This window comes from Pseudomonas mandelii (assembly GCF_900106065.1).
In the GTDB taxonomy this organism is placed as follows: Bacteria; Pseudomonadota; Gammaproteobacteria; order Pseudomonadales; family Pseudomonadaceae; genus Aquipseudomonas; species Aquipseudomonas mandelii.
Genome location: NZ_LT629796.1, coordinates 4,802,736 through 4,826,765, shown reverse-complemented (window position 1 = coordinate 4,826,765; position 24,030 = coordinate 4,802,736). Strand labels below are relative to the sequence as shown.

Here is a 24,030-nt window from a genome sequence, read left to right as displayed (position 1 = left end):
GTGAGCTTAGTCTACCCGCTAGTGTGGGGCAATTGTCCTTTGGCCAGCCGCCGCATCGCACTGTGCAAATGCGCCCGAGCACTTTCGGCATCGCCCAGGCGCATTTGCTCGTAGGCCCGCCGGGCAATGTCGTGGGGCACCGGCTTGAGTTCGCGCTGGGTCGCCATGGCCATCAGTTGCACTTGCGCGGCACGCTCCAGGTAGTACAAATCATCCCAGGCTTCGGCGATGGTCGGCCCGGCGACAATCACCCCATGGTTCTTGAGGAACAGGATGTCAGCGTTGCCCATGACACTGGCGATCCGGTCGCCTTCGGATTCATCGAGGGCCAGGCCGTTGTAGTTTTCGTCCACCGCCGTGCGGCCGTAAAATTTCAGCGCCGTCTGGCCCAACCACAGCAGCGGCGGACCTTGCAGCAAGCACAACGCCGTGGCGTGAGGCATGTGAGTGTGGAACGCCACTTTCACCCTCGGCAGCTGTTTGTGCAGTCGGGCATGGATGTAAAACGCGGTCGCCTCGGGCTGTCCTTCGCCGTCCACGACATTGCCGTGGAAGTCGCACACCAGCAGATTCTGCGCCGTCACCTCGGCGAATGCGTACCCGTAGGGATTCACAAAAAACAGATCATCCCGGCCCGGCACCATCGCCGAAAAATGGTTACAGATGCCCTCCTCCAGGCCATGCAGCGCGACCAGTTGAAAACACGCAGCCAACTCGGTGCGGGCGGTGATGACGGCATGTGAATCGAGGTTGAGATCGGCATAACGCGCGGAACGCGAACCGCCTGCAAGGGTGTGTGCCATGACGAGGTCTCCGTGTTTTGTTACCAGCCGAGGGATGTGAATAAAGGCACGACCTGATCCAGCGTGCTCAATATCTCATCGGGTCGGTAATCCGGCAGCAATTGCCGACCGGTGCCACGGTCAATCCATACACAACGAAAGTGCATGTCTCGGGCGGCGGTGTGATCCAGTGTCGGGCTGGCGCAGATGTGCACTACTTGATCTCGACTGACACCGAGCTGCTCATGAGCGTAGTCAAACAGGCGCGGATTCGGCTTGTACGCCCCGGCCTGTTGCGCAGTGATGACTCGATCGATATGCCCCCCGAGTTGCGCGACGTTGCCGGCGATGATGTCGTCGTCGGTGTTGGAGACGATGCACAGTTTGAAACCCATTGCCTTGAGTTTCGCGAGGGTCTCGATCACCTCAGGGAACGGCGGCATCCGCGGAATCGCGCCGGCCAACCGCTGACTGTCTTCGGGCCGACTCGTCAGCCCCAACTCCTCCAGGGCGAGCTGCAACCCGAGCGTGCTCAGTTGGCGAAACGAGCGATGCGGTGGAGTCTGCTCCAGCCGATGTTCATGCCGGTCGTAGACCTCGATGAGGCGATCGGCTTCAACGCTGTGGTCGCCCTTGTCGTGCAGGATGTCGGCGACCACGGCCTTGAGGCCTTCATCCCACTGGATCAACGTGCCGTAACAATCGAAGGTTAGCCATTCGGGACGCGGGGTATTTTCGAGTGTCATGTTTGTATCCTCTGAAGGGTGATCTTCAGATTACGAGCCGCTAGTGATAGTGTGAAATTAAATTAATGTCGATTAGTCAGTAGAAAATCAAATATCAAGGAGATCGCCATGCTTGATCTTGAATTGCTCAAGACCTTCGTCTGCGTGGTCGATGAAGGCAGCTTCACCCGTGCCGCCGAACGCGTGCATCGAACCCAATCCACGGTGAGCCAACAGGTTCGCAAGCTGGAAGTATTGGTCGGTCATCCCCTGCTCCTGCGTGACCGAACTGGTCAGAACGTCACCGTCACCGAGCATGGCGAACTGCTGATTCACTATGCCCGACGCTTGTTGGCCCTGTCCTCTGAAGCCGTTGAAGCCTTGGCCAGCGACCTGGATCTGGAGATCCTGCGCATCGGCGTACCGGAGGACTTTGATGCGCGGCGTATGGCGCTGATCCTTGCCGGTTTCAATCGCGCCCGCCCGCACGCCCGGCTGGAAACCGTCAGCGGCATGAGCACGGATCTGAAGCAGAAACTCGCATCGGGTGAGATCGACATCGCCTTGGTCAAACGCGAACCGGACAGCGGACCGTGCTGGGCGGCGTGGCCGGAAGTGCTGGTGTGGGTCAAAGGCGCGGGGGTGGACTCGGCCAACGGCGTGTTGCCATTGGCGTTGTTTCCGCAAGGGTGCATTTATCGGCAGCGGGCAATCCGCTTGCTGGACGTGGCACAGCGCCCCTGGCGCGTGGCGTTTGGCAGCCATAGCTTGACCGGTATCCAGGCGGCAGTCGCTTCGGGGCTGGGGGTGTCCGTGCTGCCGGCTTCGGCGGTGTTGCCGGAACACAGCGTGTGCACCGATCTGCCGGAGTTGCCACCGACGGAGCTGGCGTTGATCAGCCGCGAGGGCGCGTTGACCGGGTTGCAGCGGGATTTGGTGGAGTTTTTGCGGGAGGAGTTGGCGGTCTTGGGCAATTGAGTGTGAATAGAAATGATTTGTCACGCTTGTGTCGCTGACATGACGCAGGGCAAAGCGCGGATAGCAGTGAAGGAGCTACGATTACTCTTACATCACGACAGGGAATCGAAATGAGTAAGGCAGACGAACTCGCGGCGAAGTTGAAACAGACCCGGTCTACCAGCGCAGATCAGATGATCGACAGTTGGCCCGGCCAAGTCTACGAGTTGTATGAGCAGATCGAGGCGTGGCTGAAGCCGCTGACTGAGGTAGGCCTGATTCTGCGACGCAATCCGACACATGTCTTCGAGTGCGATTCAGAGGGTGCGACTTTCGATTACGCGATCGACCAGCTTCTGATCGAAGGCAATGAGCACGGCATTACCTTCGACCCTGTTGCGCGCTTCACTGAAGATGGCGCTGGGCGTGTCGAGATTCACTCGACGGGCAAAGAACTCGCGCTGTTGCGCACAGTGGACGCGGATGGCGAGACACATTGGTGGTTGCAGGTGATTGAGCAGGCCGGACAGCAACTGGATGCGGTTGCGTTGACGGAGAACAATTTACTTTCGGTGGTGCAGGAAGGTCTGCAGCTTTAACACCCAGACGAACAACGAAGACAGATCACCCACACCGGAAAGGGGACGGACTTACTATCAAGTCCAATCCCCTACTGCCGCGCCGGTCCCGCCGCCACCACCGATCCCACCGCCGAATGCAAATCCAGCACTGGCATCGGCGACGGCCGATTCAGCGCCCGCAACACCGGCGCATCGTAGCCATACACATCAGGCTTGAACGCCACTCGCCCGTCGCTGCCCAAATCCACGGTCCAGTACGCCAGCAACACCGGCACTTTCACCGGAAGCCGAATGTTCTCGGTCTTGCCGCTGGCTAACTGCTTTTGAATACCTTCACTGTTCCACCGGACCGGGTCGTTGAACAACAATTCCACAAGCTGCAGCGGATTCTCTACCCGAATGCAGCCCGAGCTGGTCGCGCGGATGGTTTTGGCAAACAACTCGCGGTGCGGTGTGTCGTGGAGGTAAATCGCATAGTCGTTGGGAAAGCGGATTACCACCCGGCCCAGCGAACTGTCAGGCCCGGCGTCCTGGCGCAACGTGAGGCCGCGTGGGTTGGTCCAGTCCACACTCGATGGATCGAGCACATTGCCTTCGCGATCAAGCACTCGAATGCGATTGGCGGCGAGGTAGCCGGGGTTGCTCTGGATCTTCGGCAACACGTCCTCCTTGAGGATCGTCGGCGGCACTGTCCAGGTCGGGTTAAACGTGATGTAGGTAATCTGCGCCTGGAAGACTGGCGTATTGCGCGCCGCTTTACCGACCTGCACCCGGGATCGCCAGATCGGCACGCCATCGCGGTACATCGCCACCTTGTAGCCGGCGATATCGACGATGACGAATGTGCCCTGGAGTTTGTAGAGCAGCCAACGTGCACGCTCCATGTTCACGCGGACCTGGTCGATGCGCGCATCAACGGGCACGTTCAGCGCTGCCAGTGTTGTCGCCCCTGCCATGCCGTCCGCACTCAGGTATTGCTCGTTCTGATACTTTTTCACCGCGGCGGTGACGGCGCCGTCGTACTCGGTGCCGTGGATCAATCGCGGATCGAGAAAACCGGCCGCGACCATCCTCGCGCGCAATTGCGCGACCGCCGGTTCGTCCATGCCGGGTTTGAGCGAATGGTCGACAATCACTTTCGGCCAGCCGCCCCGGTCCCGAATGCCACGCAATTGCGCCAGGGCCTGACGCAAACCGACGTACACCGCTTCTTGCGGCGGTGCCTGGGCAAAAGCCTTGGCCACGTCGTGATTGTCGAGTGCGGCGAAGAAAGCATTGAAGTCGTCACGTGGATCGACGCCATTCGAATCAAAATTCCAGTGAATGTCGAGCCGCGAAGGGTCGACCTTGCCCCGCCGCAACTGCAGCAGCGCGGTGATAAACGTATGCGTGGTCGCCAAATCGAAAGCCGCCCGCTGCTCGGGCGTCACCGGTGTCGTATGCATCGTGGTTTGCGACCGGACCAATTCATCGATATGAAAGTCCGCCGGGGTCAAGCCGTCGGCCTCAGTCGCGTTCAGGCTGGCGATCAATTGCGCGACATCGCTGTCATTGGTCCACGCCGCGCGATAGGCACGATGGGTATAAAAATCCATGACCAGACGGCTGACATCCACTCGACGATTGCGTGGTGCGGTCAGCAGCGGCGGAAAAGCGGTTTTCAGCGGTTCAAGCGTGGCCTGAATCGCTTGACCGACGTTATCATCCGCTCCAGCCTCGATAATGGAGGTAGGCGCATTTAGCGGCTCAATCGACGACGTTTGCCCAAGTGCTGTGCCGCTTATCAGAAAGCCCATAAAAAATACGCGGCTTATGACGAATAACCTTGTTAAAAGCACCATGAATAATCCTTAATCCCCCGCATTCAACGCCCGGCTGGCAACGCACTGCTAGACTCGAACTTAACATGATGAGACATCTGTATGGCGCCACTACGTTTTGGCTATCTATTCTCGGCCCTGCTACTGACTGCAATGTCCGTACCGTCAGCCTACGCCGATTCGCTCGCGGCCGCCCTCATCAAAGCGGCCCCGAAAGCTAACGCCAACGTCATCAACCTCGCCGTTCGCGCCTCGCAATGCAGCATCGCTCAGGGCAAAGCGCCTGTCCAAAGACTTGCGGTTATTGATTATTCGCTGCCTTCGACCGAGCAACGTCTATGGGTGTTCGATTTAAAGAAGCGCAAGTTGCTGTTTCATGAACTGGTCGCCCATGGACGCAATAGCGGCGAAAACATGGCCGTCAACTTCTCCAACCAGAATGAAAGCTTCGCCACCAGCCTCGGGTTGTATCGCACCCAGCAGAGCTATGTCGGACAGAACGGTTACTCGCTACGCATGGAAGGCCTGGAGCCGGGTTTCAATGACAACGCGTTTGACCGGGCCATCGTGATTCATGGCGCGCCTTATGTGAGTCCGGTCCTGGCCCGTGCGAATGGACGTATTGGCAGAAGCCTCGGCTGCCCGGCGGTCAGACCCGCGGTTGCTCGTCGGCTGATTGATTCGATGAAGGGAGGCCAACTGTTGTTTTCCTACTATCCGGATCAGCGTTGGTTGAAGTCTTCTTCGTATATCAATTGTGGCAGCGGCACGGTGGCTGATACATCCGCGCCAAAAAAACACCTTTAAGAATAGGCGCCCGTCCAGTGGCGCCTCCCTCCTGCTTCACCGCGCCTACATCGGTGAAACTGTCAAAACTGTAATCTCAGCCTCAGCCTTCTGAAAGGCACCGCTCGTTAGCCTCATCGTCAAGCTAGCTCCAAGCTGACGGACAGGGAACACAACGGCATGCATTCCAACACTACAAGACGCACCTTCGTGAAAGGGCTGGCCGCAGGCGGACTGCTGGGCGGCCTCGGCTTATGGCGCACGCCGGTCTGGGCAATCACCAGCCCTGGCGAACCTCAGGTGTTGACGGGCATCGACTTCGATCTGTCGATCGGCGAAACCCCGGTCAACATCACCGGCAACCCGCGCACCGCCATGGCCATCAACGGCGGCATTCCCGGCCCGCTGCTGCGCTGGCGCGAAGGCGACACGGTGACGTTGCGGGTGAGGAACAAGCTCAAAGTCGACACGTCCATTCACTGGCACGGCATCTTGCTGCCGGCCAACATGGACGGCGTACCGGGCCTGAGTTTTCACGGCATCGAACCGGGCGGCCTGTACGTCTACCAATTCACAGTCCGGCAGAATGGCACCTACTGGTATCACAGCCATTCGGGCTTTCAGGAACAGTCCGGCGTTTACGGCCCGCTGGTCATCGATGCCAAGGAGCCAGAGCCATTCCAGTACGACCGCGATTACGTGGTGATGCTGACCGACTGGACCGACGAAACCGCCGTCGGCCTGATGAAGACGCTGAAAAAGCAGTCGGATTACTACAACTACAACAAGCGTACCGTGGGTGATTTCATCCATGACGTCAGCGAAAAAGGTTGGGGAGCCACCGTCGCGGATCGAACGATGTGGGCCGAGATGAAGATGAACCCCACGGACATCGCCGACGTCAGCGGCGCCACTTACACCTACCTGATGAACGGCCAGGCGCCGGATATGAACTGGACCGGTGTATTCCGCCCCGGCGAGAAGCTGCGGCTGCGGTTTATCAATGGCTCCGCCATGAGCTACTTCGACGTGCGCATCCCCGGGTTGAAAATGACGGTAGTCGCAGCCGACGGTTTGCACATCAAACCGGTGAGCGTCGACGAGTTTCGCATCGCAGTGGCAGAGACGTTTGACGTGATTGTCGAGCCGACCGAAGCGGCTTACACGCTGTTCGCGCAATCGATGGATCGCACGGGTTTTGCACGGGGTACGCTGGCAACGAAGCCAGGTTTGTTGGCGCCGATCCCGGCCCTGGACCCTCGACCGTTAGTGACCATGGATGACATGGGCATGGGCGGCATGGACCACAGCAGCATGGGCGATATGGCAGGCATGGATCACAGCAGCATGGCCGGCATGCAGTCTCATCCAGAGACGGAAAAGGACAACCCGCTGGTGGACATGCAAGCCATGTCCACCTCGCCCAAGCTCGACGATCCCGGACTGGGCCTGCGCAACAACGGACGCCGAGTCCTGACCTATTCCGACCTGCGCAGCACCTTCGAAGACCCGGACGGCCGCGAACCCGGCCGCACCATTGAGCTGCACCTCACCGGCCACATGGAGAAATTCGCCTGGTCGTTCAACGGCGTGAAATTCGCGGACGCCGAGCCGCTGCGCCTCAAGTACGGCGAGCGCGTCCGGATTGTGCTGGTCAACGACACGATGATGACCCATCCCATTCACCTGCACGGCATGTGGAGCGACCTCGAAGACGAGAATGGCGAGTTCATGGTGCGCAAACACACCATCGACATGCCGCCCGGCTCCCGGCGCAGCTATCGGGTCACCGCCGATGCGCTCGGCCGCTGGGCCTATCACTGCCATCTCCTGTACCACATGGAAATGGGCATGTTCCGTGAAGTTCGCGTGGAAGAATGAGGCGCATCCCATGACCCGATTGACTCAAATATCTTTAGCACTCGTGACCGCGGGCCTGACGCTCTCTTCGGCAATGGCCGCCACTGACGACATGCAGGGTATGGACCATAGCCAGATGACCGGCATGGACCACAGCCAGATGCAAAGCATGGATGACGGCCAGATGCAGCCCGCCGCACCGACTGAAAGCCGCACGCCGATCCCGACGCTGACCGACGCCGACCGCGCCGCCGTGTATGCCAGCCCGACCGGCCACGGCGTGCATGACACCGCACTCAACTATTATTTCCTTGCCGACAAACTCGAATGGCAGGACGCGGACAACGGCAGCGTCCTGGCCTGGGATCTGTCAGGCTGGATCGGCGGTGACATCGACCGCCTGTGGCTGCGCTCCGAAGGCGAACGCACCAACGGCAAGACCGAAGACGCCGAAATCCAGGCCCTGTGGGGCCATGCGATCTCCCCATGGTGGGACGTGGTGAGTGGCGTGCGCCAGGATTTCAAACCCGGTGCCCCACAAACCTGGGCCGCCTTCGGTGTGCAAGGCATGGCGCTTTACAACTTTGAAACCGAAGCCACGGCCTTCATCGGTGAGGGCGGCCAAACCGCTGCACGACTGGAAGGCGACTACGACATCCTGTTGACCAATCGGCTGATTCTGCAGCCGACCGCCGAACTCAACTTTTACGGCAAAAACGATCCACAGCGGGGTATCGGCTCCGGCTTATCCAACACCGAGGCCGGCCTGCGGCTGCGCTACGAAATCCGCCGGGAGTTCGCGCCCTATATTGGCGTGACCTGGAACCGCACTTACGGCAAAACCGCCGATTACGCCAACGATGAAGGTGAGGATCGCAGTGAAGCGCGCCTGGTCCTCGGCGTTCGGCTGTGGTTTTAAACGCTTCAACTCAAAAAAACCAAAAACCAACCGTTGAAAACGGTAAGAGGCCTCGCATGCGCATGATCAAAACCACCGTTGTTGCCCTGGGACTGCTGCTGAGCACATTCGCTCAAGCCCACCCGAAATTACTGTCCTCCACCCCCGCTGAAGGTGCAGTCGGCGCAGCACCCGCCAAAATCGAACTGCACTTTTCCGAAAATCTCATGACCCAGTTTTCCGGCGCGAAACTGGTCATGACCGAAATGCCCGGCATGGCCCACGCCCCCATGCCGATGAAAGCCAAAGTCTCCGGCGGCGGCGACCCGAAAACCATGGTCATCACCCCGCTTTCGCCACTGCCCATCGGCACCTACAAAGTCGAATGGCGCGCGGTGTCTTCGGACACTCACCCGATTACCGGCAATGTTACGTTCAAAGTGAAGTGATGAATGAGCGACTCGATCGGCATTGCCCTGCGGTTTGGCTTGTATGTGGATTTGATGCTGCTGTTGGGCTTGCCGCTGTTTGGGTTGTACAGCCTTAAAGGGCGGGAACGCGTGTCGGGCGCGGTGTTGCCGTTTCGGTTGATGCTGGCGGGAACGGCGGCGCTTGGGTTGCTGTTGTCTATTGCGAGCATGGTAGTGATGGCGAGCGCCATGAGCGGTGAAACGGCCTTTGCCGAGTTACGTCCACACCTCGAGATGATGGTGTTGGAAACGGACATGGGCCTGGCTTGGGTCGTGCGTATCGTCGCACTGGTTGTTGGTGGATTGGCGGTGATGCTCAATCATCGTGCCCCTGGCGTTGGCTTGCTGGTTGCGACGATTGCTGGCGGTATCGCCCTCTCCTCTCTCGCCTGGAACGGACATGGCGCGATGGATGAAGGCATCCGCCGTGTCTGGCATTTCACCACCGACATCCTGCACTTGCTGGCCGCAGGAGTGTGGCTGGGAGCGCTAGTGGCGCTTGCGTTGATGGCGAAAGCCAATGTTCTGCAAACCGAAGAGCGCATCCGGCTGCTGGCCCGCGCAGTGACAAGGTTTGAACTGGTGGGCGCGTTGATTGTGGTCGTCATCACCGTCACGGGTGTTGTGAACTACCTCTTCATCGTTGGGCTGGAGCTTGATGACTTATTTCTAAGCACCTACGGGATTTTGCTGTTTATCAAAGTCACCTTGTTTGCAGGGATGCTGGTGCTCGCCGCGTTGAACCGGTTTCACCTTGGACCGTTTTTGCAGAGGTCGTTGCGCAACGGGCAGTATTGGGTAGCGGCGAATGCACTGCGGCGCAGTGTGGTGTTGGAGTTGGCTGCGGCCGTTCTGATTGTTGGGCTGGTGGCCTGGCTGGGGACGTTGAGTCCAGAGATGGAAATGGCCGCGGAGTAACGTAAAGGGCGCCACTTGATATAGATCAACGACAGCCCCCTACACAGGGCTACGCTCAAAATAACCCTCAGATCGGATACCAGACATGCACGGGCTCCGCACCCATCTACCGCTGCTGATCCGCCAAGTGCTCGCACTGTGGCTGTTAGCCTTTGCGGTAGCGGCGAGCCAGGGTTGTCTTAGCCTGCCCCCCCATGATCTGAACGCCGCCCATGAAATCACCAGCAGCGCTGGCCATGACAATAGTCATGAGCAGCATGCCAGCAGCTGCCTGCAATACTGCGAACACAGCGCCACAGCACTGCCCCCCGCACAGACCTTGCCCACCTTCGAACACGCCCTTTGGGCCGTCCTGTTTCTGCTGCCTGCGCTGATTCTGAGTGTCCGCTCCCAGACTCCGTTCGCGTTTCTCACCTTACACCGACCGGCGCCACCCCGGCCGCCAGCGCGCCTGCGCTTCGTTCGCTTCAACGATTAAAACCATTCTCCGAGCGTCCGGAGTTCCGGCCGCCCCTCCTTTGGCTTCGCCTCTTTAGCGCGGCTCAATAGTTCCTGTACGTCCCTGACTCACTGGAGATTGCCATGCATACGCACTTCAAAGCACTCGTCGCCGCACTGCTCATCAGTAGCCCATTGGTTGCTATGGCCGTCGAGGAGCATCAACCCGACACACCGCCAACCACACCGGCCACCGCCACCGCCGCCACCACCACGCAAAACAAGGCCATGAGCGAACAGATGGAAAAAATGCAGGCGGCCCACGAAAAAATGATCGCCGCCAAAACCCCGGCCGAACGCCAGGCCGCCATGCAAGAAGGCATGGCCACGATGAAGGACAGCATGGGCATGATGCACAACCATTGCCAAGGCATGGGCATGGGCATGGGTATGGGTATGGGCAAAGGCATGTCCGGCGACAAGAACCACTCAGAACAGATGATGGACATGATGATGAAAATGATGGAACAGCAGTCGAGCATGATGAAGATGCCGATGGCGCAGTAACCGCCTGAAAGAAGCACTTGACCTTGCCATCGTGGCAAGGTCAACCATCGAACCCTGTCATCACACCACCGCCACTCATGGCGAAAGAGGTTTACGCAATGAACGGTACAGAATTGCAAGTCGAAGGCATGAGCTGCGGCAGTTGCGTCAAACACGTCAACGCGGCGTTGCTGCCACTGGCCGGGGTTGGTGAAGTGACTGTCGACCTGGCGTCTGGCCGGGTCAAAGTGACCGGGGACATCGACAGCGATGTCCTGTTATCGGCACTGAATGAGGCAGGGTATCCAGCAAGCGTGTTGAAGGGTGAACGCCCCCAAAGCGTCGAGAAAAAGTCGGGGTGCGGCGGCTCCAGTTGCTGCTGTCACTGAGTCCGAACGGCCAGGATGACATCGAGGCCAGACCGCATTTTGCAAACACAACAATGGGCGCTCCCACAATGAGCGCCCTTTTTCGTCGTGGATAGCAGCCGGGAAACTGTTTCACTACACTCCACTTTTTCTAACCCACCCGGATAAAAGCCCGCCAAAAATGAAAACCATAAAATGCACAATGATGCTCGGTGGCCTGCTCGCTCTATCCTTCGGCGCTCAGGCACAGGACGGCCCTTCGCATCTGGACAGCATCATCCAGCAAAACCAACTGCGCGTGTGTACGACGGGCGACTACAAACCCTATACCTCCAAAGCCGAGAACGGCGAGTACTCGGGGATCGACATCGCCATGGCCCGCACATTGGCCGACAGCCTCGGCGTCAAGGTTGAGTGGGTGCAGACCACGTGGAAAACGCTGATGCCCGACATGCTGGCCGGCAAGTGCGACATCGGCGTCGGCGGCATCTCGGTCACCCTGGAACGCCAGAAAAAAGCCTTCTTCAGTACCACACTGGATGTCGACGGCAAAATCCCGTTAGTGCGCTGCGAAGATCAGGCCCTGTACCAGACCGTCGAACAAATCAACCAGCCTTCGGTTCGCTTGGTTGAACCGGCCGGTGGCACCAACGAAGCGTTTGTCCACGCGTTTCTGCCCAAGGCGCAATTGAGCCTTCACGACAACGTGACGATCTTCCAGGAGCTGCTGGATAAGAGGGCTGACGTGATGATTACCGATGCATCGGAAGCGTTGTATCAGCAGAAACTTAAACCCGGGTTGTGCGCGGTTAACCCGAGCCAGTTCATGCAGTACGGCGAGAAGGCTTACTTGCTGCCCCGCGATGACATGACCTGGAAATTATACGTCGACCAATGGCTGCACCTGGCCAAGGTGACAGGTAACTATCAGAAAGTCCTGAGCGAGTGGATAGCAACGCCCGCCCCCAAATAACCGCCACACATCGTTCCACGCAAGCGCTGGCGAAGCCGCGTCCAGCTGAGAAACAGTCCCTCATTCAGCACTCGCGGTACATCAGGTAACAACGCGCCCCGACGGAAACATCTTCCGTCGGGGGCATTACGCCTTAGTCGTCGCGGAGCAACCCTGAGCTGTACTCGCTGAAATTGCTACCGATAGCGCTTCCGCCAAGGTTCAACTTGTTGGCGCCATGGCCATCGAACGATCGGCAGCCATCTGAAAAACAGGTGCTGGTGCTGACGCCTGAGCAGGCGCTTAACAGCAAGGCACTGGTGATCATCATGACTTTGAAGAGATTTGAGATCATCTTTCAGGTTCCTGGGGGGCTGGAAGCGTGGCAGTTCGACTACGCCTCATCCTAGGACGCTAATTCGTCAGACATTATGAAACTTGGCTGGGCGACAGGATTGGTTCAGCCAAGGCGGTTTCTTGAGGCAAAAAAGGCGCTCTGTTCTGCTGCAACGCCACCCCAGTAAGACTCGTCTCCACCTCAAAAGCCCATTCCTGATAAACTCTCCCACCTCCCACCTCCCAGCCCCATCGATTCCAGACCCCCAATGCCCCCAATCACCGCCACACCCGCCCCGCTCTCCCGCCGTTTCTCCGTGGCGCCGATGATGGATTGGATGTAGCCATCCACCGCAGCCGCAGCGTGCCTAGCCCATCCCAGTTTATCGCTTCTTCTTGTAGCAACTTTTAAGCAGTCGGTAAGACAGGCCTGTCATGGGCACTACCGGTTTTTTGTTTGGAGTACTGGAGAGCCGTCCTTGCTGACGAAGGGAAGCAGTAAGTCACCTGCTCAACCTTCAACCGCTACGCTGAATGCTTCACGGAGGATTCTCGATGCCACATGCTGACCTGAGCCCTCCCCTCCTGTTCAGGATCAATGAAAACCAACTCGCCCTAGAAGCCGCGATCCTGGAGCTCAAAAATCAGGTCGAGCAGCGGGGGGCACTGAGCTGGTCGACAACGTGCGCGGTGCCCTGGAGGCGGCCGACCGCAATGAGGAATTCATCAAGATGACACTGGCGGCGATGTTGACGCCGGAGTGACGGATATCGTCAGGGGCGACCATTAACTGTTGTCCGGAAATGGCGAAAGCTCAGCTCACTTAACCTGTGGTCTCCAAATGTTTGATAATGTCCTTTATCACATATAAGAAAGGATACACCCGATGGCTCGACCGTCCTCCCCAATGCGGCTTAATCCAGCCGCTATTCACACGGGCATTGCTCGACTTCAAGCTCGGATCACGGAGCTTGAAGCATTCGATGTCGACGCTTTGGTAAACGGTAGGAGCCCTGAGCTAACGGCATTGGAAGCCGCTATATCGGACACCCTAAACAGGTGCTTTGGGGAAAAGCCTTCGGCTTTTATCCTTTATGAACGGGCGGCAAGTCTTCACTATTTCGGGGGGTCGATTAGACGCAGTCCAGTGGACTACACCACACCAACCCGGCGAAATATCGGGAATGCTATCGCACTGCTTAAACAGGCTAAATTGGCCCTGGAAGCAGACCTTGTCGATCATGAGCATTCGATTGAAGTCGGCTCGTCAGCCGAGAAAGCTGCCGCAGTGCCGTCAAATCGGGTTTTTGTCGTGCACGGGCATGATGAGGCAGCACTCCAGGGCCTTGCGCGTTTCCTGGAAAAGTTGGGCTTAGAGGCCATTATTCTCAAGGAGCAACCCGATCAAGGCCGCACTATCATTGAGAAATTCGAGGACTCGGCAGGAGACGTCGGCTTTGCTGTGGTGTTATTAACGCCTGACGATCTGGGTGGTTCGGTAAAGGCTGAGGCCTCGGACGCTAGAGCACGGCAGAACGTGATTTTCGAGCTGGGCTACTTTGCTGGGACGCTGGGCAGAGGTCGTGTTTGTCTGCTGCGTAAAGGTAATGTGGAAATCCCTTCAGACTTGTACGGCGTCATCTATACCGATATGGACGCTGCTGATGGCTGGCAAACAAAGCTGGTGAGGGAGCTCAAAGCCGCTAAATTGGAATTCGATGCCAATAGACTCTGGCAGTGATGACCATAAGCTGGCCGGATGTTACTGTCCACAACCGACAGCAATGGGTAGACTCCTGCCCGTCGTGACGGGCAGAAAACGGCCAAGAGCGGACGAAGTGTCAAAGTACCGTAAGGTTCGGTCCCTAACTTACGCCCGCATGACCTTATTCCAGTCGATCTCATGTCCGGCGGCTTCAAGTTCACGGCCCAAGGCTTGCTTCCAGCTATTACCTTCCATGGACTCCCATACCACACCCGCGAAATCGCTGGGAATCTCTAGAGTGCCGCGTTTCAACGCGCACACTTTGTCGCGTCCCAGGCGCCCGAGGAAATAGCCGAGTTCGAGCAAGACGTTCTGCCGCGCTCGCGGCTCCGGCGCTCCACCCTTGGTGCAACCCTCGTCATCGGGCGTCAACAGCACCACGGCAAAACCGACCTCCCCATGCGCTTCGACTTTTTCCATGACCGTGCGGCCCTGGTTGGCTTGCTCGTGCAAAATGATGGATTGAAAACCAACTCGTTCAAGGAAGCGAGCAACCATTTCTCGCGAGCCTTCGTCGTGCCCGTGCACGATAAACACCTTACGAGATAGCGGTAACCGACCTTCGTCAGCAGCAACCGGATTTTCCGGCTTGGCCTCGTGCTCATGGTCGGCAAGATCTTCTCTTAGCGTCCGCTGCGCCTCCCCAAGCATACTTATCGATTGCAGAATATTCTTCTGCGTACCTTCTACGTAGTGGTGCCTTTGCGGGTAATTATCTGTCCAAACACCAGGGGAAAAGTGCAGCTGTGCCGCAGATGAAAAACGGTAATACACCGATGTGTTTTCACCAAAGCATCGCACTAATGTGTCTTCGATCGAAGTTGAAAGGGCCACCAGCTTTGGAGAGTCTCCATCGTCGCTAAGTTGTGAAGTGTCAAAATTTGCCAGCTCGCTAATACGCTCCTGCAGACGTGCAATGCCCCGTTCTATGCCTTGAGGGCTCAGCTGCAGTTTGGGAGCGACGTTAGCGGTTGGAGGTTTAGAGCGGGCCATCGGATGAATCCTTTCCTATAGGTGATGAAGGACATTATCACCTATAGGAAAGGATAGTGGTGACTGTCTGCGTTACCTGTCACCACCGTCAGCTTCGAGTCGAAAACAGCCGAAGGATTGCCTTTTTGAAGTCGAGTTGTGGATGGGGATTCGAACCCCTTCAAGCCTCCACCTGGTCCGCTCTAGGCCGCAAAAAGAGGGACTTTAGCAATCTTCGCGAGGTGTGCTGCGGACTATAGCGGTCCTGATCTTGCCCTAAATATGCCCTAAACCCTTCCTCCCATTAGCAGCACTGATCGGCAACAATCGGCCAGAAGCAGTCATTCGCTCAGGGCTTCTTCGTGCTTAGAAGCGGGGACCGCCCCAATCCAGCAGTAGAGTCGACGCAGAGCATTAATAAACTGGACTCATGAAATTTCATCCAGATGGTTTCTCTCTATCGGACATTCTTCTGGATCGTTGTGAATCGCCTTTAGCTACCGCATGAGGCCTCGCACAGCAAGTTCACGCATTAGCAAATTCGTGGCTGGTACTGGTAAACATCTGCTAAATTAACGCCAGGCAATTACTACTCTACGCCTCGCAGGCAATAGCTGGGGATGGACTCCAATCTATTAAGCTTCTGTAAGGATTTCGATGAGGGCAAGATCATGTATTTCTCTGGGCTGCGGCGAGCAATTCAAGACGTTGAAGAGAAAATGTTTTATGACATCGCCCTTCTGTTTCTTCAAAGTGAAGGTTACAAAGAGCTCAGTATTATTGATGGCGCGGGCGATGGTGGCCGAGACGTACTCTGTTCGCGAACCGACCTTCGAATTCAACTGAGCGTAAGAAAAGATTGGGCGATTAAGATTAATGACGAGGCTGACGCCACTCGCGCAGCTGGCAAGCGGCATCTTATTTACATAACAAATCGGCCAATTCGAGACGTTGATTTGGCGTTGTTTCGAAATGATAAATACAGGCAAAAAGGAGAGGTTGATCTTACTGTTTTTGATCTGAATAGAGTATCAACTAGCCTTTCTGCTCCTGGCGTAATTAAAGCTGCGTATGAAAGGCTCGGATACTTGGTGCAAGGGCGGATCGCCGCGAGTCCTAAGGAAATTGCACTTAGTAATCTTCTGCTTTTTTCAAGTGAGGCAAAGGACCTGCGCCAAGACGTTATTGAAAGTAATGTTCGTGCGTTTCTATACAAAAATCCCTCGTCGAAAAGTGGAGACATATTAGCAGGAGTCGTTAAATCCTTGCCGGGTGTTGATATAGAACATGACTCAAAAAATGCATTGGAACGCCTGGCAGGCAAGGGTGATGTTGTTGTTGATGCTGGATGCTATAAACTTTCTGATTCGGCCAGAAAACTAATTGAAGTGGCTGAAGAAGATTATTTGCAGTCAACTAGCCATGATCTTGTTTCTATCGCTGAGAAGTACCGTCTTAGTAGCGAGGATGCGCGACGGGTTATTGAGATGGCACTTGAGATTTCCGCTCGTGAAGGCGCGCTGAACGGTGACGGGATCCAAGAGGAAGCGCTGGCAGACTTCATTTCCAATCACAACCTGGTTCGTAGAAAAAACGAATTGTACGAAGATTTATCCAGACTTTCGGTGGCCAGAGTTTCCCAGTACGGGAAAACGCTAGATCATATTTTTTCAACTAATACTTTTGATATATATAGAGCGCTTGGGAGGACGACTGACGTTAAGATGCTGTTGGACTCAAGCGTTGCAATGCCATTGCTGTTTGGCCTTTGCTTCGGATCAGTAAGGTCTAGATATAGTATTGCTGCTGCTGCACTACAGCAATTATGCGCTAGCCATAAAATCTCAATGGCAGTTCCACGATGCTATGTTAATGAGATTGTATTTCACGGTAAGGAAGCGCTGGAGTACGCGCAGACTTATTCAGCTCTAAATGAAATAAATAAAGAGATTTTAAAGTCTTCGAATAACTCCTACATAAGTCACTATAGCCATCTAAGGGATAAGAAGGAGTTGGCGGATGACTATGCTTTGAAAGATTTCTTGTCGCACTTTGGTTTGGTAGGAGGTGCTCCTCCTCGGAAAGTGGAGAATAAAATTGAGAGCATTCTCGAAGAATTTGGAATCGAAATAATCTCTGCCGGACGATGGGATGCTGATATACGGCAAGAAATTGCAGATGGGAAGCCCGCAAGCCCATCAATTCTAATTGATCATGATGCTTCGGTTTGTACGTTCTTAAAAAACAGTGTCGATGAAGGATTTATTTTTGCCACTTGGGACCGAGTTATGGTTGGTGTTGTTGAGGGGAAATCTCGGATTTTTGCGAGCTCCCCATCAAAAATTGCTGATTTTCTATCAATGGCAAGTGCTTCTGATATCGAAAGCAACCAAAGCTTCAACTTGCTCGGATCTCTTCTCTACTGTGATGAGCGGAAAGTTTCCGCACTAGCCGCAAGGGTCGAGAAGATTGAGTCAGCCGAGAAAGCGTATGAGTTCCAAAGTCTTGCTGCGAGTGCGCGGGGCGAAGCAGTGGACGATGACCCTCAGGGCAATGCCGCCAACGATGATAGCTATAAGGGCTGACGGCTACGTCAAGGGAATCGCCCCGGCCGCCCTAGAGATCGAATGACCTCTAGGGCGCATTTACGGCGAGAGCAAAAAAGTGCAGCAAGGCGGATGTACACTCCCAGCCATCGAACTGGTCGACAATTGTTTTGGCTGCAAGGTGACTAGCGAAACCGAGCCAGCTCATCGATCTGGGTTGACCGTCCGCTTCTGGCCCAGAGTGTGTAAAAACGCTTCGTCAAAATTGAAGTTTGCGCGTCTATGCGAACTCTGAGAGTTATCGGCTGCTCAGCCGATCTGGATTTTGCGTAGAAACGCGATTTTCAGTCCAACACTGGGCTCCAATCGCGCTGAAAAACGTTTTTACACAGCCTCGGCCGTTAGCTGCCCTCCACGAAGGGTAGCTATGGGTCGATTGCTGCCCTTCGTGACCGGTAGCAACCGGCCAGAGGCTGTCATGTACTTCGAAAGGAGGTATTGAGGTATACGGGGAGTTCGAATCTCTCCTTCACCTCCACATTCTGAAAACGCAAACCCCTGATTTTCCTAGAGAAAGTCGGTGGTTTGTGGTTTTTGGCGTCTGAAAAATGGCCCCATGGGACTGATATGGGACTGGCGCACTGTTCTGGTGCAAAAAAGTCACCCCTAAAGAATGGGCGTTGGGCCATTCAATCCGGCCGCATGGACTAGGCTATTCCAAACCCTCACTCCAGGAAGGATCCCATGACCGATAACTCAGATTCCAATATCGCCACGGCAGACGCTCTTACATTGCTTCTGCACAACCAGCACGCGATCGGTGCGGCGATAGATGAACTCACGAAATGGCTTTCAGAGAATGGCGCGGAGACTGTTGCACATAACGCAGTCGTGGCCATGGAAATTTTGGACACAAATGCAAAAGCGCTTACAGAAGCGATTATGCGACTGCGCCAGTCCTAGTGGATCGCACCTGATTCTGCAACCTTAAATGACTGGTCACTAGGAATTTTTTTTCAGAAAGGAGTGTAAATGCCTACGTTACGCGATCATATTGTAGAAGTTGTCAATGCAGGACTGCGCGAGGATCTAAAATTTAGTTTTCCAGGTGAAAGTGCGCGATTTAATGTTCCGGACACGTATCACGCAATGTTGTCAGGTTTGTCTAGTCTACAAAGAAATAACGGGAAGGTTATAAATCTTGGCAATATGCGATCCACACTCAATATTTACAATGTCGGAGAGGCACTAGTTCGCAGGGCGCTAGATGAAGGTGTCGAAAGTTCAGTTGATGCCTTATTTAAATTTATCGAGCAAGATTATAACCCATGTATCGAAGTCGTTTTGTTGCGAGGTATAAAAGTACCTCGCACATTTAAGCTGTTAGATAATGTTTTCATTGCAAGTCCAGACTCAGTGCCATCCACATCTTTGAAAATTTTTTTGAAAGAAAATTCGGAAAAACAAGAAACTTTTGATTTTATGTCGCCGACGCTGCCGGTAGACTATACACCTTCGGCAGGAAAACCTGACTCGGTGTTATACCGTCTTACTAGCGTGCGGCCAAAATTTTTTGACCATGACGATCCTGCGTGTCAAATGTTTGATCTTGATGAGATGAACTATTTAAAGCATATATCGGAATTGCTTACTATCATCTCGCCATCTATCGTAATTAACCGCCGAAGCTATTCGGAATTGCAAGAAGGCTCCTTTCTTTATGGAGTCACTGGTCGCAGTTGGCAATCAAAATATCAAGAGGCCGGCATCGGTCAAGTGCATGATGTTACTTTAGATGAATTAGAGGAATTTAAAAAAACACTTGCCCTCTACTTTGCGTTGCCAAAGGCAAAGCGAGAAAAACTTGAGGTGCCGATTCATCGCATTAATGAAGCTGCCCGTCATGATAACTTGGTGGATCGAGCAATTGACCTGGGCGTGGCGATGGAGTCGTTGTTACTTGCGGGGCTTGAGGATACCGCCCAGCTTTCGTTAACGCTTAGACTCCGCGGTGCATGGCTTTTAGGGCGTGACTTTACTGAGCGTAAGGATATTTATTATCTGCTGCGCGATCTCTATGACTGCCGATCTTCTGCTGCCCACTCTGGCAAATTATCCAAAAGAACAAAAGATGAAGCGCGAGCGGAAATTGCCCTCAAAGATGGCTTACCACTGTGCGCGCGTGCAATTAAGGAAGTCATTTTTCGGGGCGGGGAGTTGACGCCCAATTTCTGGGTTGAATTGATGTTGGGTGGCGGGAAGTAGCACCTTCCCCTCGCTGCGCTATCGCCAGGTTATGGAACCTTATCAGGTGGGCAAAAGCGAAGGATCACTTTGGGTCAATTGCGACGCTTGACGGCAGGTAGATAGAACGGCGTTTATGTTCAACGGGCCCCCACACCTAAACCAGGTGCGGGGGCCTTTTTGGGTGGGCACGGCCACTACCACCCCCTAGACTGGATGACCAGCCCCCCGGTCACTGGTTTTACGCACTGACCGCCAATGACTCGAAAAGGAAAGGGCGCATGACCATTGAGCAAGAAGTTCTCGAGCGCTGCATGTCTGAGCTACATGCTGAGCACCCGGCAGAGGCCGCGCTGACAACGGCCTTAATGGGTGTCTTCGACTTTAAGAAGGGGACTATTCGTAATAAGGCCGCGCAACGTCAAATGCTGTATGCCATGGGTAAGAAGCTGGCCACCAAAGACGCCGATGGGGTCGACGGATGGGACCGTTGGCTGCAACAGTTCGTGAAAGACGGCGCCTTGAGTGCTGAGCAGGCGGCCGCCTTCACGGCGCAAGCCCAGGCGATCCACTCATGAGCGGCCGTGACGGCAACGAAATAAACGACCCGCTGGCCGCGCTGAACCTGCCGCACGCCGTCCGCGCCCAGGCGCTGAAACTGGGGGCGCCATCGAGCAGGCGCGCACCCAGACCGAGGCCTGGCGCGCGGCGGATCGCGCCGAAGGGTTTGCCCTGGGTATCGAAACCCTGCGCGCGCTGAACCCGGGCGAGAATGAACGGCTGTACATGGTCTTTGAGGCGGCGTTGCAGGTGCGCCTGGCGGAGCTGGGCGGATGATTGGCGACGGCATCCACGAGGAGGTGTTGCGCGCCTTGGTCGAACAGCACGCGGTGCGCGAATGCCTGGTGGCCAAGGTCGACGGCGGTCCCACCTGGGGCTTGTCGATCCGCCTGGGCGGCAGCGGTGCGCGCTGGGTGCCGGTGCGCTCGCGGCGTGAGCGCCTGCGCACCTGGGCCAGCTTGACCGCCGTGGGACGTTTTGCCGAAGGCGTGGGCCTCAGCGGATTCACCGTCGAGTTGTGAGCGCTAGGCGCCCATATAGTGTGCATCGCCGGTTCCACGACGTGGACAATCAGCACCGCCCTGACATATAGCGACTGCTCGTCGCCTCCCCCTCGCCTGAGTCTCGGCGCTAGATTACTGTACATACAACCAGTATTTGTACAGCGAATCCGTTCCCATGAATTTCGACCAGGCCAAAGCGCTGAGACTGCAGCAGTGGCGCTCGACCCTCAACAACCACGAATTCCGGATGCAGAACCCGGAGGCACACCGCCAGACCCTGCACGCCATGAGCCAAACCTTGGCCGCCGAGGGTCTAGTCGACCCGCTCGAACAGTTCGACATGGATGAGCTGGCGAACGCCGCCTACTGGCACGCCGTGGAAGAGCTGATTAACGCGCCACCGCGCTACTGCGGGGCGTCGTCCTATGATGTGGTGTTACGCGGCACCACCGACTTATTCGGTCGCATCGGCCGCTCCATTTTTTATGACGTCAGTTCGCTCGCGGATCCTCAGCGGTCTGGCTACGACGGCAAGATCTATCCGGATGCCGGCGGTGCGAACCTAGTGTTTAATTCATCTGGAGTCAGCGCGCGAATCATCGGGCTCACGCTGACTATGCCCGATGGACGACGGTATGACCTGATTGAGACGCAGCGTGTGGTCGAGGGTGTGACCTACCAGCCGATCGATGATCCCGACCTGTACCGTGTACTGGTCGACACGGCGCAAATCGCCCAGGAAAACCAGCATCTGCGCGCCTTCGAAAAACACCGGCCCCTGCTTGAACTGGCGAACTTCTGCACCTGCCCGACCTGCCTGGATCATTTTGGTCTGCGCGACGACTGTCCGACTTGCAGCGGAAACGGGTTTGTAACGAAGGCGATGACCACGGGTCTATCCTGAATACACGGCCAAGGGGGCAATTATGTGCGGACGTCTTTCCCAGTACCGGGGCATTCATGACTTCGTCGCAGCGTTGAGCATGCCGGGTGCGCTGGTCAATAACACGGGGGATCAGCCGTTCGAACGCTACAACGCCGCACCGACCACTCAGCTCGCCCTCTTCCACCTCGAGCAGAACGTGCTACACGCCGACATGGTGCGTTGGAGCTGGCGACCGCACTGGGCCAAAGATCGTGCGGCGCCGATCAATGCCCGAGTGGAGAAAGTCGCCCACGGGCCGTTCTTCCGAGCGATCTGGCCCCACCGGGCCATCATCGCGATCGACAACTGGTTTGAATGGGTGGACGAAGGTGGCCCGAAGAAACAGCCTTACCTCATCCGTCGGCGCGACCGAGCGCCGATCCTCTGCGCCGCCATTGGCCAATATCCGAATGCCGAGCATGAGCCGGGTGAACACGATGGTTTTGTGATCATTACTGCCGACAGCGTTGGCGGCATGGTGGACATTCACGACCGGCGCCCGGTGACGCTGTCGCCAGAACTGGCGCGCGAATGGCTGGATCCGGCCACGCCCAAAGAGCGTGCGGAACAGATGGTGCTGCTACAGGGGGAGCCAACCGAGGCGTTCGAGTGGTTCAAGGTGGACCGCTCAATCGGAAATGTGCGCAACCAAGGACCTGATTTGATCAAACCAATTGGGCCGGAGACTCCGGGTGATGGCTTGTTCTAACTCGAGGTTAGCAACTTCAGCCGTGCTTCCAATGCTGCCTCGAAATTGAGGTAGAGCCGTTCCGCGTCGCCGGAGCGTAAAGCACCGACCGTTTCCATCCCAAGCATTAAACCTTCCGCCCGAGCGCCGGCCTTCACGGCCACAATCAGTGAGTCAGCGCGCACCATCTGCGCCAAAAGGCGCTCCGCTTCCCGCTTCATCTTGTCGTTCAACACCACATCTTGCACAACGCGATCCTCTAATGGGACATCCCATGCATCACCAGTAAGACCACTGAAGTCCAGACGAGTGTCATCAGAATTGATAGTCCTAACAGGTGCTTATCCATGAGCGATCACTTCGAAAAAGCCGAAGAATGAAGTTGAGGCCGACACCCAACAAGACTGGCTGGATGCCATCACGCCGTTACACCGATCAGCTATCCACACGTTCGCCTAAAACAGCCCTCCCAATTCAGCGGGCGTCCAGTTCATGATGACCAGCTCGCCACTGACCTCGGCTTTCCCCTGCCGTTGGTTGGTGTTGCAGTAACGGATGTCCAGCGTCTCGAAATGGAAGCCCTCAAATACGCGACGGATGTCCGGATGGTCATTGATGCTCACCATCACCTTGCCTTTACAACGGCGCATGAAGTCGGCCATGCGCTCATAATTTTCGAACGGAAAGTCCACCCCGTAGCCGGCGGTCTGCCAGTAAGGCGGGTCCATGTAGTGGAAGGTATGCGCACGGTCGTAACGTTCTGCGCATTCAAGCCATGGGAGATTTTCGACGTAGGTGCCGGACAGACGCTGCCAAGCGGCCGACAGGTTTTCCTCGATGCGCAGCAGGTTGATGGCAGGGCCGGTGGTGGCGGTACCGAACGTCTGCCCGGTGACCTTGCCAGCGAAGGCATGGTGCTGCAGATAGAAGAAGCGTGCGGCGCGCTGGATGTCGGTGAGGGTTTCGGGACGGGTCATCTTCTGCCACTCAAACACCTGGCGTGAACTGAGCGCCCATTTGAACTGGCGCACGAATTCTTCCAAGTGGTTCTGCACGACGCGGTACAGCGTCACCAAGTCGCCGTTGATATCGTTGAGGACTTCAACCGGCGCGGCCTGAGGGCGCATGAAGTACAGCGCAGCGCCACCGGCAAAGACTTCGACGTAGCAATCGTGAGGCGGAAACAGCGGGATGAGGCGATCGGCCAGGCGGCGTTTGCCGCCCATCCAAGGGATGATGGGGGTAGACATAGAGAGCAAGACCTTTACTGTATGGATAAACAGGTGCTAGGCTCGCCGCGCTTCGTGCACGGAGTAAGAGCCTTGGCTGGACTTGCAGGGACCATCTGCAGGGACGGCGGTCGGGTTGGATGTTGACGCATCCACCCCG

The 24,030-nt window shown here is 56.2% G+C and carries 26 protein-coding genes and 1 pseudogene; 20 read left to right on the top strand and 7 right to left on the bottom strand.

The features are described from left to right. Positions 1 to 11: 11 nt before the first annotated feature. The gene (locus BLU63_RS22370; RefSeq protein ID WP_083376265.1) at positions 12 to 803 is read right to left on the bottom strand and encodes an aldolase; all 792 of its coding nucleotides are present in this window, start codon (positions 801 to 803) and stop codon (positions 12 to 14) included. Between the two features lie 20 nt (positions 804 to 823). Further along, positions 824 to 1,528, bottom strand: coding sequence for a haloacid dehalogenase type II (locus BLU63_RS22365; protein ID WP_077750254.1), 705 nt, complete (start codon positions 1,526 to 1,528; stop codon positions 824 to 826). A 108-nt stretch (positions 1,529 to 1,636) separates the two neighbouring features. On the opposite strand from BLU63_RS22365, the gene BLU63_RS22360 reads away from it, so the two are divergent. Next, positions 1,637 to 2,485, top strand: coding sequence for a LysR substrate-binding domain-containing protein (locus BLU63_RS22360; protein WP_083376264.1), 849 nt, complete (start codon positions 1,637 to 1,639; stop codon positions 2,483 to 2,485). 110 nt (positions 2,486 to 2,595) lie between these two features. After that, entirely contained in the window at positions 2,596 to 3,063 is a 468-nt protein-coding gene (locus BLU63_RS22355) for a hypothetical protein (protein ID WP_077750256.1), read from the top strand. 71 nt (positions 3,064 to 3,134) lie between these two features. Here the strand turns inward: BLU63_RS22355 and BLU63_RS22350 are convergent, their stop codons facing one another. Beyond that, a complete protein-coding gene (locus BLU63_RS22350) occupies positions 3,135 to 4,886 on the bottom strand; it encodes a L,D-transpeptidase family protein (protein WP_083376263.1) in 1,752 nt (583 codons plus the stop codon). 81 nt (positions 4,887 to 4,967) lie between these two features. Here BLU63_RS22350 and BLU63_RS22345 point away from each other — a divergent pair, with 81 nt between their 5' ends. The 9 genes from BLU63_RS22345 to BLU63_RS22305 all read left to right on the top strand — a co-directional run bounded on the left by BLU63_RS22345 (position 4,968) and on the right by BLU63_RS22305 (position 12,122). Continuing rightward, entirely contained in the window at positions 4,968 to 5,672 is a 705-nt protein-coding gene (locus tag BLU63_RS22345) for a murein L,D-transpeptidase catalytic domain family protein (protein WP_010456104.1), read from the top strand. A gap of 159 nt (positions 5,673 to 5,831) precedes the next feature. Beyond that, positions 5,832 to 7,532, top strand: a complete 1,701-nt coding sequence (locus BLU63_RS22340) for a copper resistance system multicopper oxidase (protein ID WP_077750258.1) — start codon at positions 5,832 to 5,834, stop codon at positions 7,530 to 7,532. A gap of 10 nt (positions 7,533 to 7,542) precedes the next feature. Beyond that, entirely contained in the window at positions 7,543 to 8,430 is an 888-nt protein-coding gene (locus BLU63_RS22335) for a copper resistance protein B (protein WP_083376262.1), read from the top strand. 56 nt (positions 8,431 to 8,486) lie between these two features. Then, on the top strand, positions 8,487 to 8,858 hold the full coding sequence (gene copC, locus BLU63_RS22330) for a copper homeostasis periplasmic binding protein CopC (protein ID WP_010456110.1): 372 nt from the start codon (positions 8,487 to 8,489) through the stop codon (positions 8,856 to 8,858). A 3-nt stretch (positions 8,859 to 8,861) separates the two neighbouring features. Beyond that, entirely contained in the window at positions 8,862 to 9,797 is a 936-nt protein-coding gene (copD, locus tag BLU63_RS22325) for a copper homeostasis membrane protein CopD (RefSeq protein ID WP_083376261.1), read from the top strand. A gap of 85 nt (positions 9,798 to 9,882) precedes the next feature. Continuing rightward, on the top strand, positions 9,883 to 10,275 hold the full coding sequence (locus tag BLU63_RS22320) for a hypothetical protein (protein ID WP_083376260.1): 393 nt from the start codon (positions 9,883 to 9,885) through the stop codon (positions 10,273 to 10,275). A 104-nt stretch (positions 10,276 to 10,379) separates the two neighbouring features. Further along, positions 10,380 to 10,802, top strand: a complete 423-nt coding sequence (locus BLU63_RS22315) for a hypothetical protein (protein ID WP_083376259.1) — start codon at positions 10,380 to 10,382, stop codon at positions 10,800 to 10,802. A gap of 98 nt (positions 10,803 to 10,900) precedes the next feature. Then, positions 10,901 to 11,170, top strand: a complete 270-nt coding sequence (locus BLU63_RS22310; protein ID WP_010456118.1) for a heavy-metal-associated domain-containing protein — start codon at positions 10,901 to 10,903, stop codon at positions 11,168 to 11,170. Between the two features lie 160 nt (positions 11,171 to 11,330). Beyond that, entirely contained in the window at positions 11,331 to 12,122 is a 792-nt protein-coding gene (locus BLU63_RS22305; RefSeq protein ID WP_042932713.1) for a transporter substrate-binding domain-containing protein, read from the top strand. A gap of 133 nt (positions 12,123 to 12,255) precedes the next feature. Here BLU63_RS22305 and BLU63_RS33380 read toward each other — a convergent pair whose 3' ends face one another. Next, positions 12,256 to 12,456, bottom strand: coding sequence for a hypothetical protein (locus tag BLU63_RS33380; RefSeq protein ID WP_083376258.1), 201 nt, complete (start codon positions 12,454 to 12,456; stop codon positions 12,256 to 12,258). A gap of 536 nt (positions 12,457 to 12,992) precedes the next feature. On the opposite strand from BLU63_RS33380, the pseudogene BLU63_RS33375 reads away from it, so the two are divergent. Beyond that, positions 12,993 to 13,201 (top strand): annotated as a pseudogene (locus tag BLU63_RS33375) (hypothetical protein). A gap of 383 nt (positions 13,202 to 13,584) precedes the next feature. Further along, on the top strand, positions 13,585 to 14,178 hold the full coding sequence (locus BLU63_RS22290; RefSeq protein WP_231990904.1) for a TIR domain-containing protein: 594 nt from the start codon (positions 13,585 to 13,587) through the stop codon (positions 14,176 to 14,178). A gap of 129 nt (positions 14,179 to 14,307) precedes the next feature. On the opposite strand, the gene BLU63_RS22285 is transcribed toward BLU63_RS22290, so the two are convergent. Next, positions 14,308 to 15,195: a TIR domain-containing protein gene (locus BLU63_RS22285; RefSeq protein ID WP_083376256.1), complete on the bottom strand. Its 888-nt coding sequence runs from the start codon at positions 15,193 to 15,195 to the stop codon at positions 14,308 to 14,310. 599 nt (positions 15,196 to 15,794) lie between these two features. On the opposite strand from BLU63_RS22285, the gene BLU63_RS22280 reads away from it, so the two are divergent. The 7 genes from BLU63_RS22280 (at position 15,795) to BLU63_RS22245 (ending at position 22,662) form a co-directional block, all read left to right on the top strand. Beyond that, positions 15,795 to 17,759: a hypothetical protein gene (locus BLU63_RS22280; RefSeq protein ID WP_083376255.1), complete on the top strand. Its 1,965-nt coding sequence runs from the start codon at positions 15,795 to 15,797 to the stop codon at positions 17,757 to 17,759. A gap of 705 nt (positions 17,760 to 18,464) precedes the next feature. After that, the gene (locus BLU63_RS22275) at positions 18,465 to 18,683 is read left to right on the top strand and encodes a hypothetical protein (protein WP_083376254.1); all 219 of its coding nucleotides are present in this window, start codon (positions 18,465 to 18,467) and stop codon (positions 18,681 to 18,683) included. Between the two features lie 69 nt (positions 18,684 to 18,752). Beyond that, positions 18,753 to 19,985, top strand: coding sequence for a HEPN domain-containing protein (locus BLU63_RS32830; RefSeq protein WP_144443412.1), 1,233 nt, complete (start codon positions 18,753 to 18,755; stop codon positions 19,983 to 19,985). 260 nt (positions 19,986 to 20,245) lie between these two features. Beyond that, positions 20,246 to 20,542: a hypothetical protein gene (locus BLU63_RS22265; RefSeq protein WP_083376252.1), complete on the top strand. Its 297-nt coding sequence runs from the start codon at positions 20,246 to 20,248 to the stop codon at positions 20,540 to 20,542. A 255-nt stretch (positions 20,543 to 20,797) separates the two neighbouring features. Further along, positions 20,798 to 21,046, top strand: a complete 249-nt coding sequence (locus tag BLU63_RS22255; RefSeq protein WP_083376251.1) for a hypothetical protein — start codon at positions 20,798 to 20,800, stop codon at positions 21,044 to 21,046. A gap of 157 nt (positions 21,047 to 21,203) precedes the next feature. Then, entirely contained in the window at positions 21,204 to 21,932 is a 729-nt protein-coding gene (locus BLU63_RS22250; RefSeq protein ID WP_083376250.1) for a hypothetical protein, read from the top strand. 22 nt (positions 21,933 to 21,954) lie between these two features. Further along, positions 21,955 to 22,662, top strand: coding sequence for an SOS response-associated peptidase family protein (locus tag BLU63_RS22245; RefSeq protein WP_083376249.1), 708 nt, complete (start codon positions 21,955 to 21,957; stop codon positions 22,660 to 22,662). Here BLU63_RS22245 and BLU63_RS22240 read toward each other — a convergent pair. Together BLU63_RS22240 and BLU63_RS22235 are read right to left on the bottom strand one after the other, a co-directional pair. Continuing rightward, positions 22,659 to 22,889 (bottom strand): hypothetical protein, encoded by a 231-nt coding sequence (locus BLU63_RS22240; RefSeq protein WP_083376248.1) that lies wholly within the window; start codon positions 22,887 to 22,889, stop codon positions 22,659 to 22,661. The two genes, BLU63_RS22245 and BLU63_RS22240, sit on opposite strands and share 4 nt — an antisense overlap. A gap of 207 nt (positions 22,890 to 23,096) precedes the next feature. After that, positions 23,097 to 23,891 carry a DNA adenine methylase gene (locus tag BLU63_RS22235; RefSeq protein ID WP_083376247.1) on the bottom strand — a complete coding sequence of 265 codons (795 nt, stop codon included), beginning with the start codon at positions 23,889 to 23,891 and terminating at the stop codon, positions 23,097 to 23,099. Between the last annotated feature and the right edge of the window lie 139 nt (positions 23,892 to 24,030).

Coding starts and splice junctions, on each gene's coding strand:
- BLU63_RS22370 (WP_083376265.1), bottom strand. CDS start 803: ATGGCACACACCCTTGCAGGCGGTTCGCGTTCCGCGCGTTATGCCGAT.
- BLU63_RS22365 (WP_077750254.1), bottom strand. CDS start 1,528: ATGACACTCGAAAATACCCCGCGTCCCGAATGGCTAACCTTCGATTGT.
- BLU63_RS22360 (WP_083376264.1), top strand. CDS start 1,637: ATGCTTGATCTTGAATTGCTCAAGACCTTCGTCTGCGTGGTCGATGAA.
- BLU63_RS22355 (WP_077750256.1), top strand. CDS start 2,596: ATGAGTAAGGCAGACGAACTCGCGGCGAAGTTGAAACAGACCCGGTCT.
- BLU63_RS22350 (WP_083376263.1), bottom strand. CDS start 4,886: ATGGTGCTTTTAACAAGGTTATTCGTCATAAGCCGCGTATTTTTTATG.
- BLU63_RS22345 (WP_010456104.1), top strand. CDS start 4,968: ATGGCGCCACTACGTTTTGGCTATCTATTCTCGGCCCTGCTACTGACT.
- BLU63_RS22340 (WP_077750258.1), top strand. CDS start 5,832: ATGCATTCCAACACTACAAGACGCACCTTCGTGAAAGGGCTGGCCGCA.
- BLU63_RS22335 (WP_083376262.1), top strand. CDS start 7,543: ATGACCCGATTGACTCAAATATCTTTAGCACTCGTGACCGCGGGCCTG.
- copC (WP_010456110.1), top strand. CDS start 8,487: ATGCGCATGATCAAAACCACCGTTGTTGCCCTGGGACTGCTGCTGAGC.
- copD (WP_083376261.1), top strand. CDS start 8,862: ATGAGCGACTCGATCGGCATTGCCCTGCGGTTTGGCTTGTATGTGGAT.
- BLU63_RS22320 (WP_083376260.1), top strand. CDS start 9,883: ATGCACGGGCTCCGCACCCATCTACCGCTGCTGATCCGCCAAGTGCTC.
- BLU63_RS22315 (WP_083376259.1), top strand. CDS start 10,380: ATGCATACGCACTTCAAAGCACTCGTCGCCGCACTGCTCATCAGTAGC.
- BLU63_RS22310 (WP_010456118.1), top strand. CDS start 10,901: ATGAACGGTACAGAATTGCAAGTCGAAGGCATGAGCTGCGGCAGTTGC.
- BLU63_RS22305 (WP_042932713.1), top strand. CDS start 11,331: ATGAAAACCATAAAATGCACAATGATGCTCGGTGGCCTGCTCGCTCTA.
- BLU63_RS33380 (WP_083376258.1), bottom strand. CDS start 12,456: ATGATCTCAAATCTCTTCAAAGTCATGATGATCACCAGTGCCTTGCTG.
- BLU63_RS22285 (WP_083376256.1), bottom strand. CDS start 15,195: ATGGCCCGCTCTAAACCTCCAACCGCTAACGTCGCTCCCAAACTGCAG.
- BLU63_RS22280 (WP_083376255.1), top strand. CDS start 15,795: ATGGACTCCAATCTATTAAGCTTCTGTAAGGATTTCGATGAGGGCAAG.
- BLU63_RS22275 (WP_083376254.1), top strand. CDS start 18,465: ATGACCGATAACTCAGATTCCAATATCGCCACGGCAGACGCTCTTACA.
- BLU63_RS32830 (WP_144443412.1), top strand. CDS start 18,753: ATGCCTACGTTACGCGATCATATTGTAGAAGTTGTCAATGCAGGACTG.
- BLU63_RS22265 (WP_083376252.1), top strand. CDS start 20,246: ATGACCATTGAGCAAGAAGTTCTCGAGCGCTGCATGTCTGAGCTACAT.
- BLU63_RS22255 (WP_083376251.1), top strand. CDS start 20,798: ATGATTGGCGACGGCATCCACGAGGAGGTGTTGCGCGCCTTGGTCGAA.
- BLU63_RS22250 (WP_083376250.1), top strand. CDS start 21,204: ATGAATTTCGACCAGGCCAAAGCGCTGAGACTGCAGCAGTGGCGCTCG.
- BLU63_RS22245 (WP_083376249.1), top strand. CDS start 21,955: ATGTGCGGACGTCTTTCCCAGTACCGGGGCATTCATGACTTCGTCGCA.
- BLU63_RS22235 (WP_083376247.1), bottom strand. CDS start 23,891: ATGTCTACCCCCATCATCCCTTGGATGGGCGGCAAACGCCGCCTGGCC.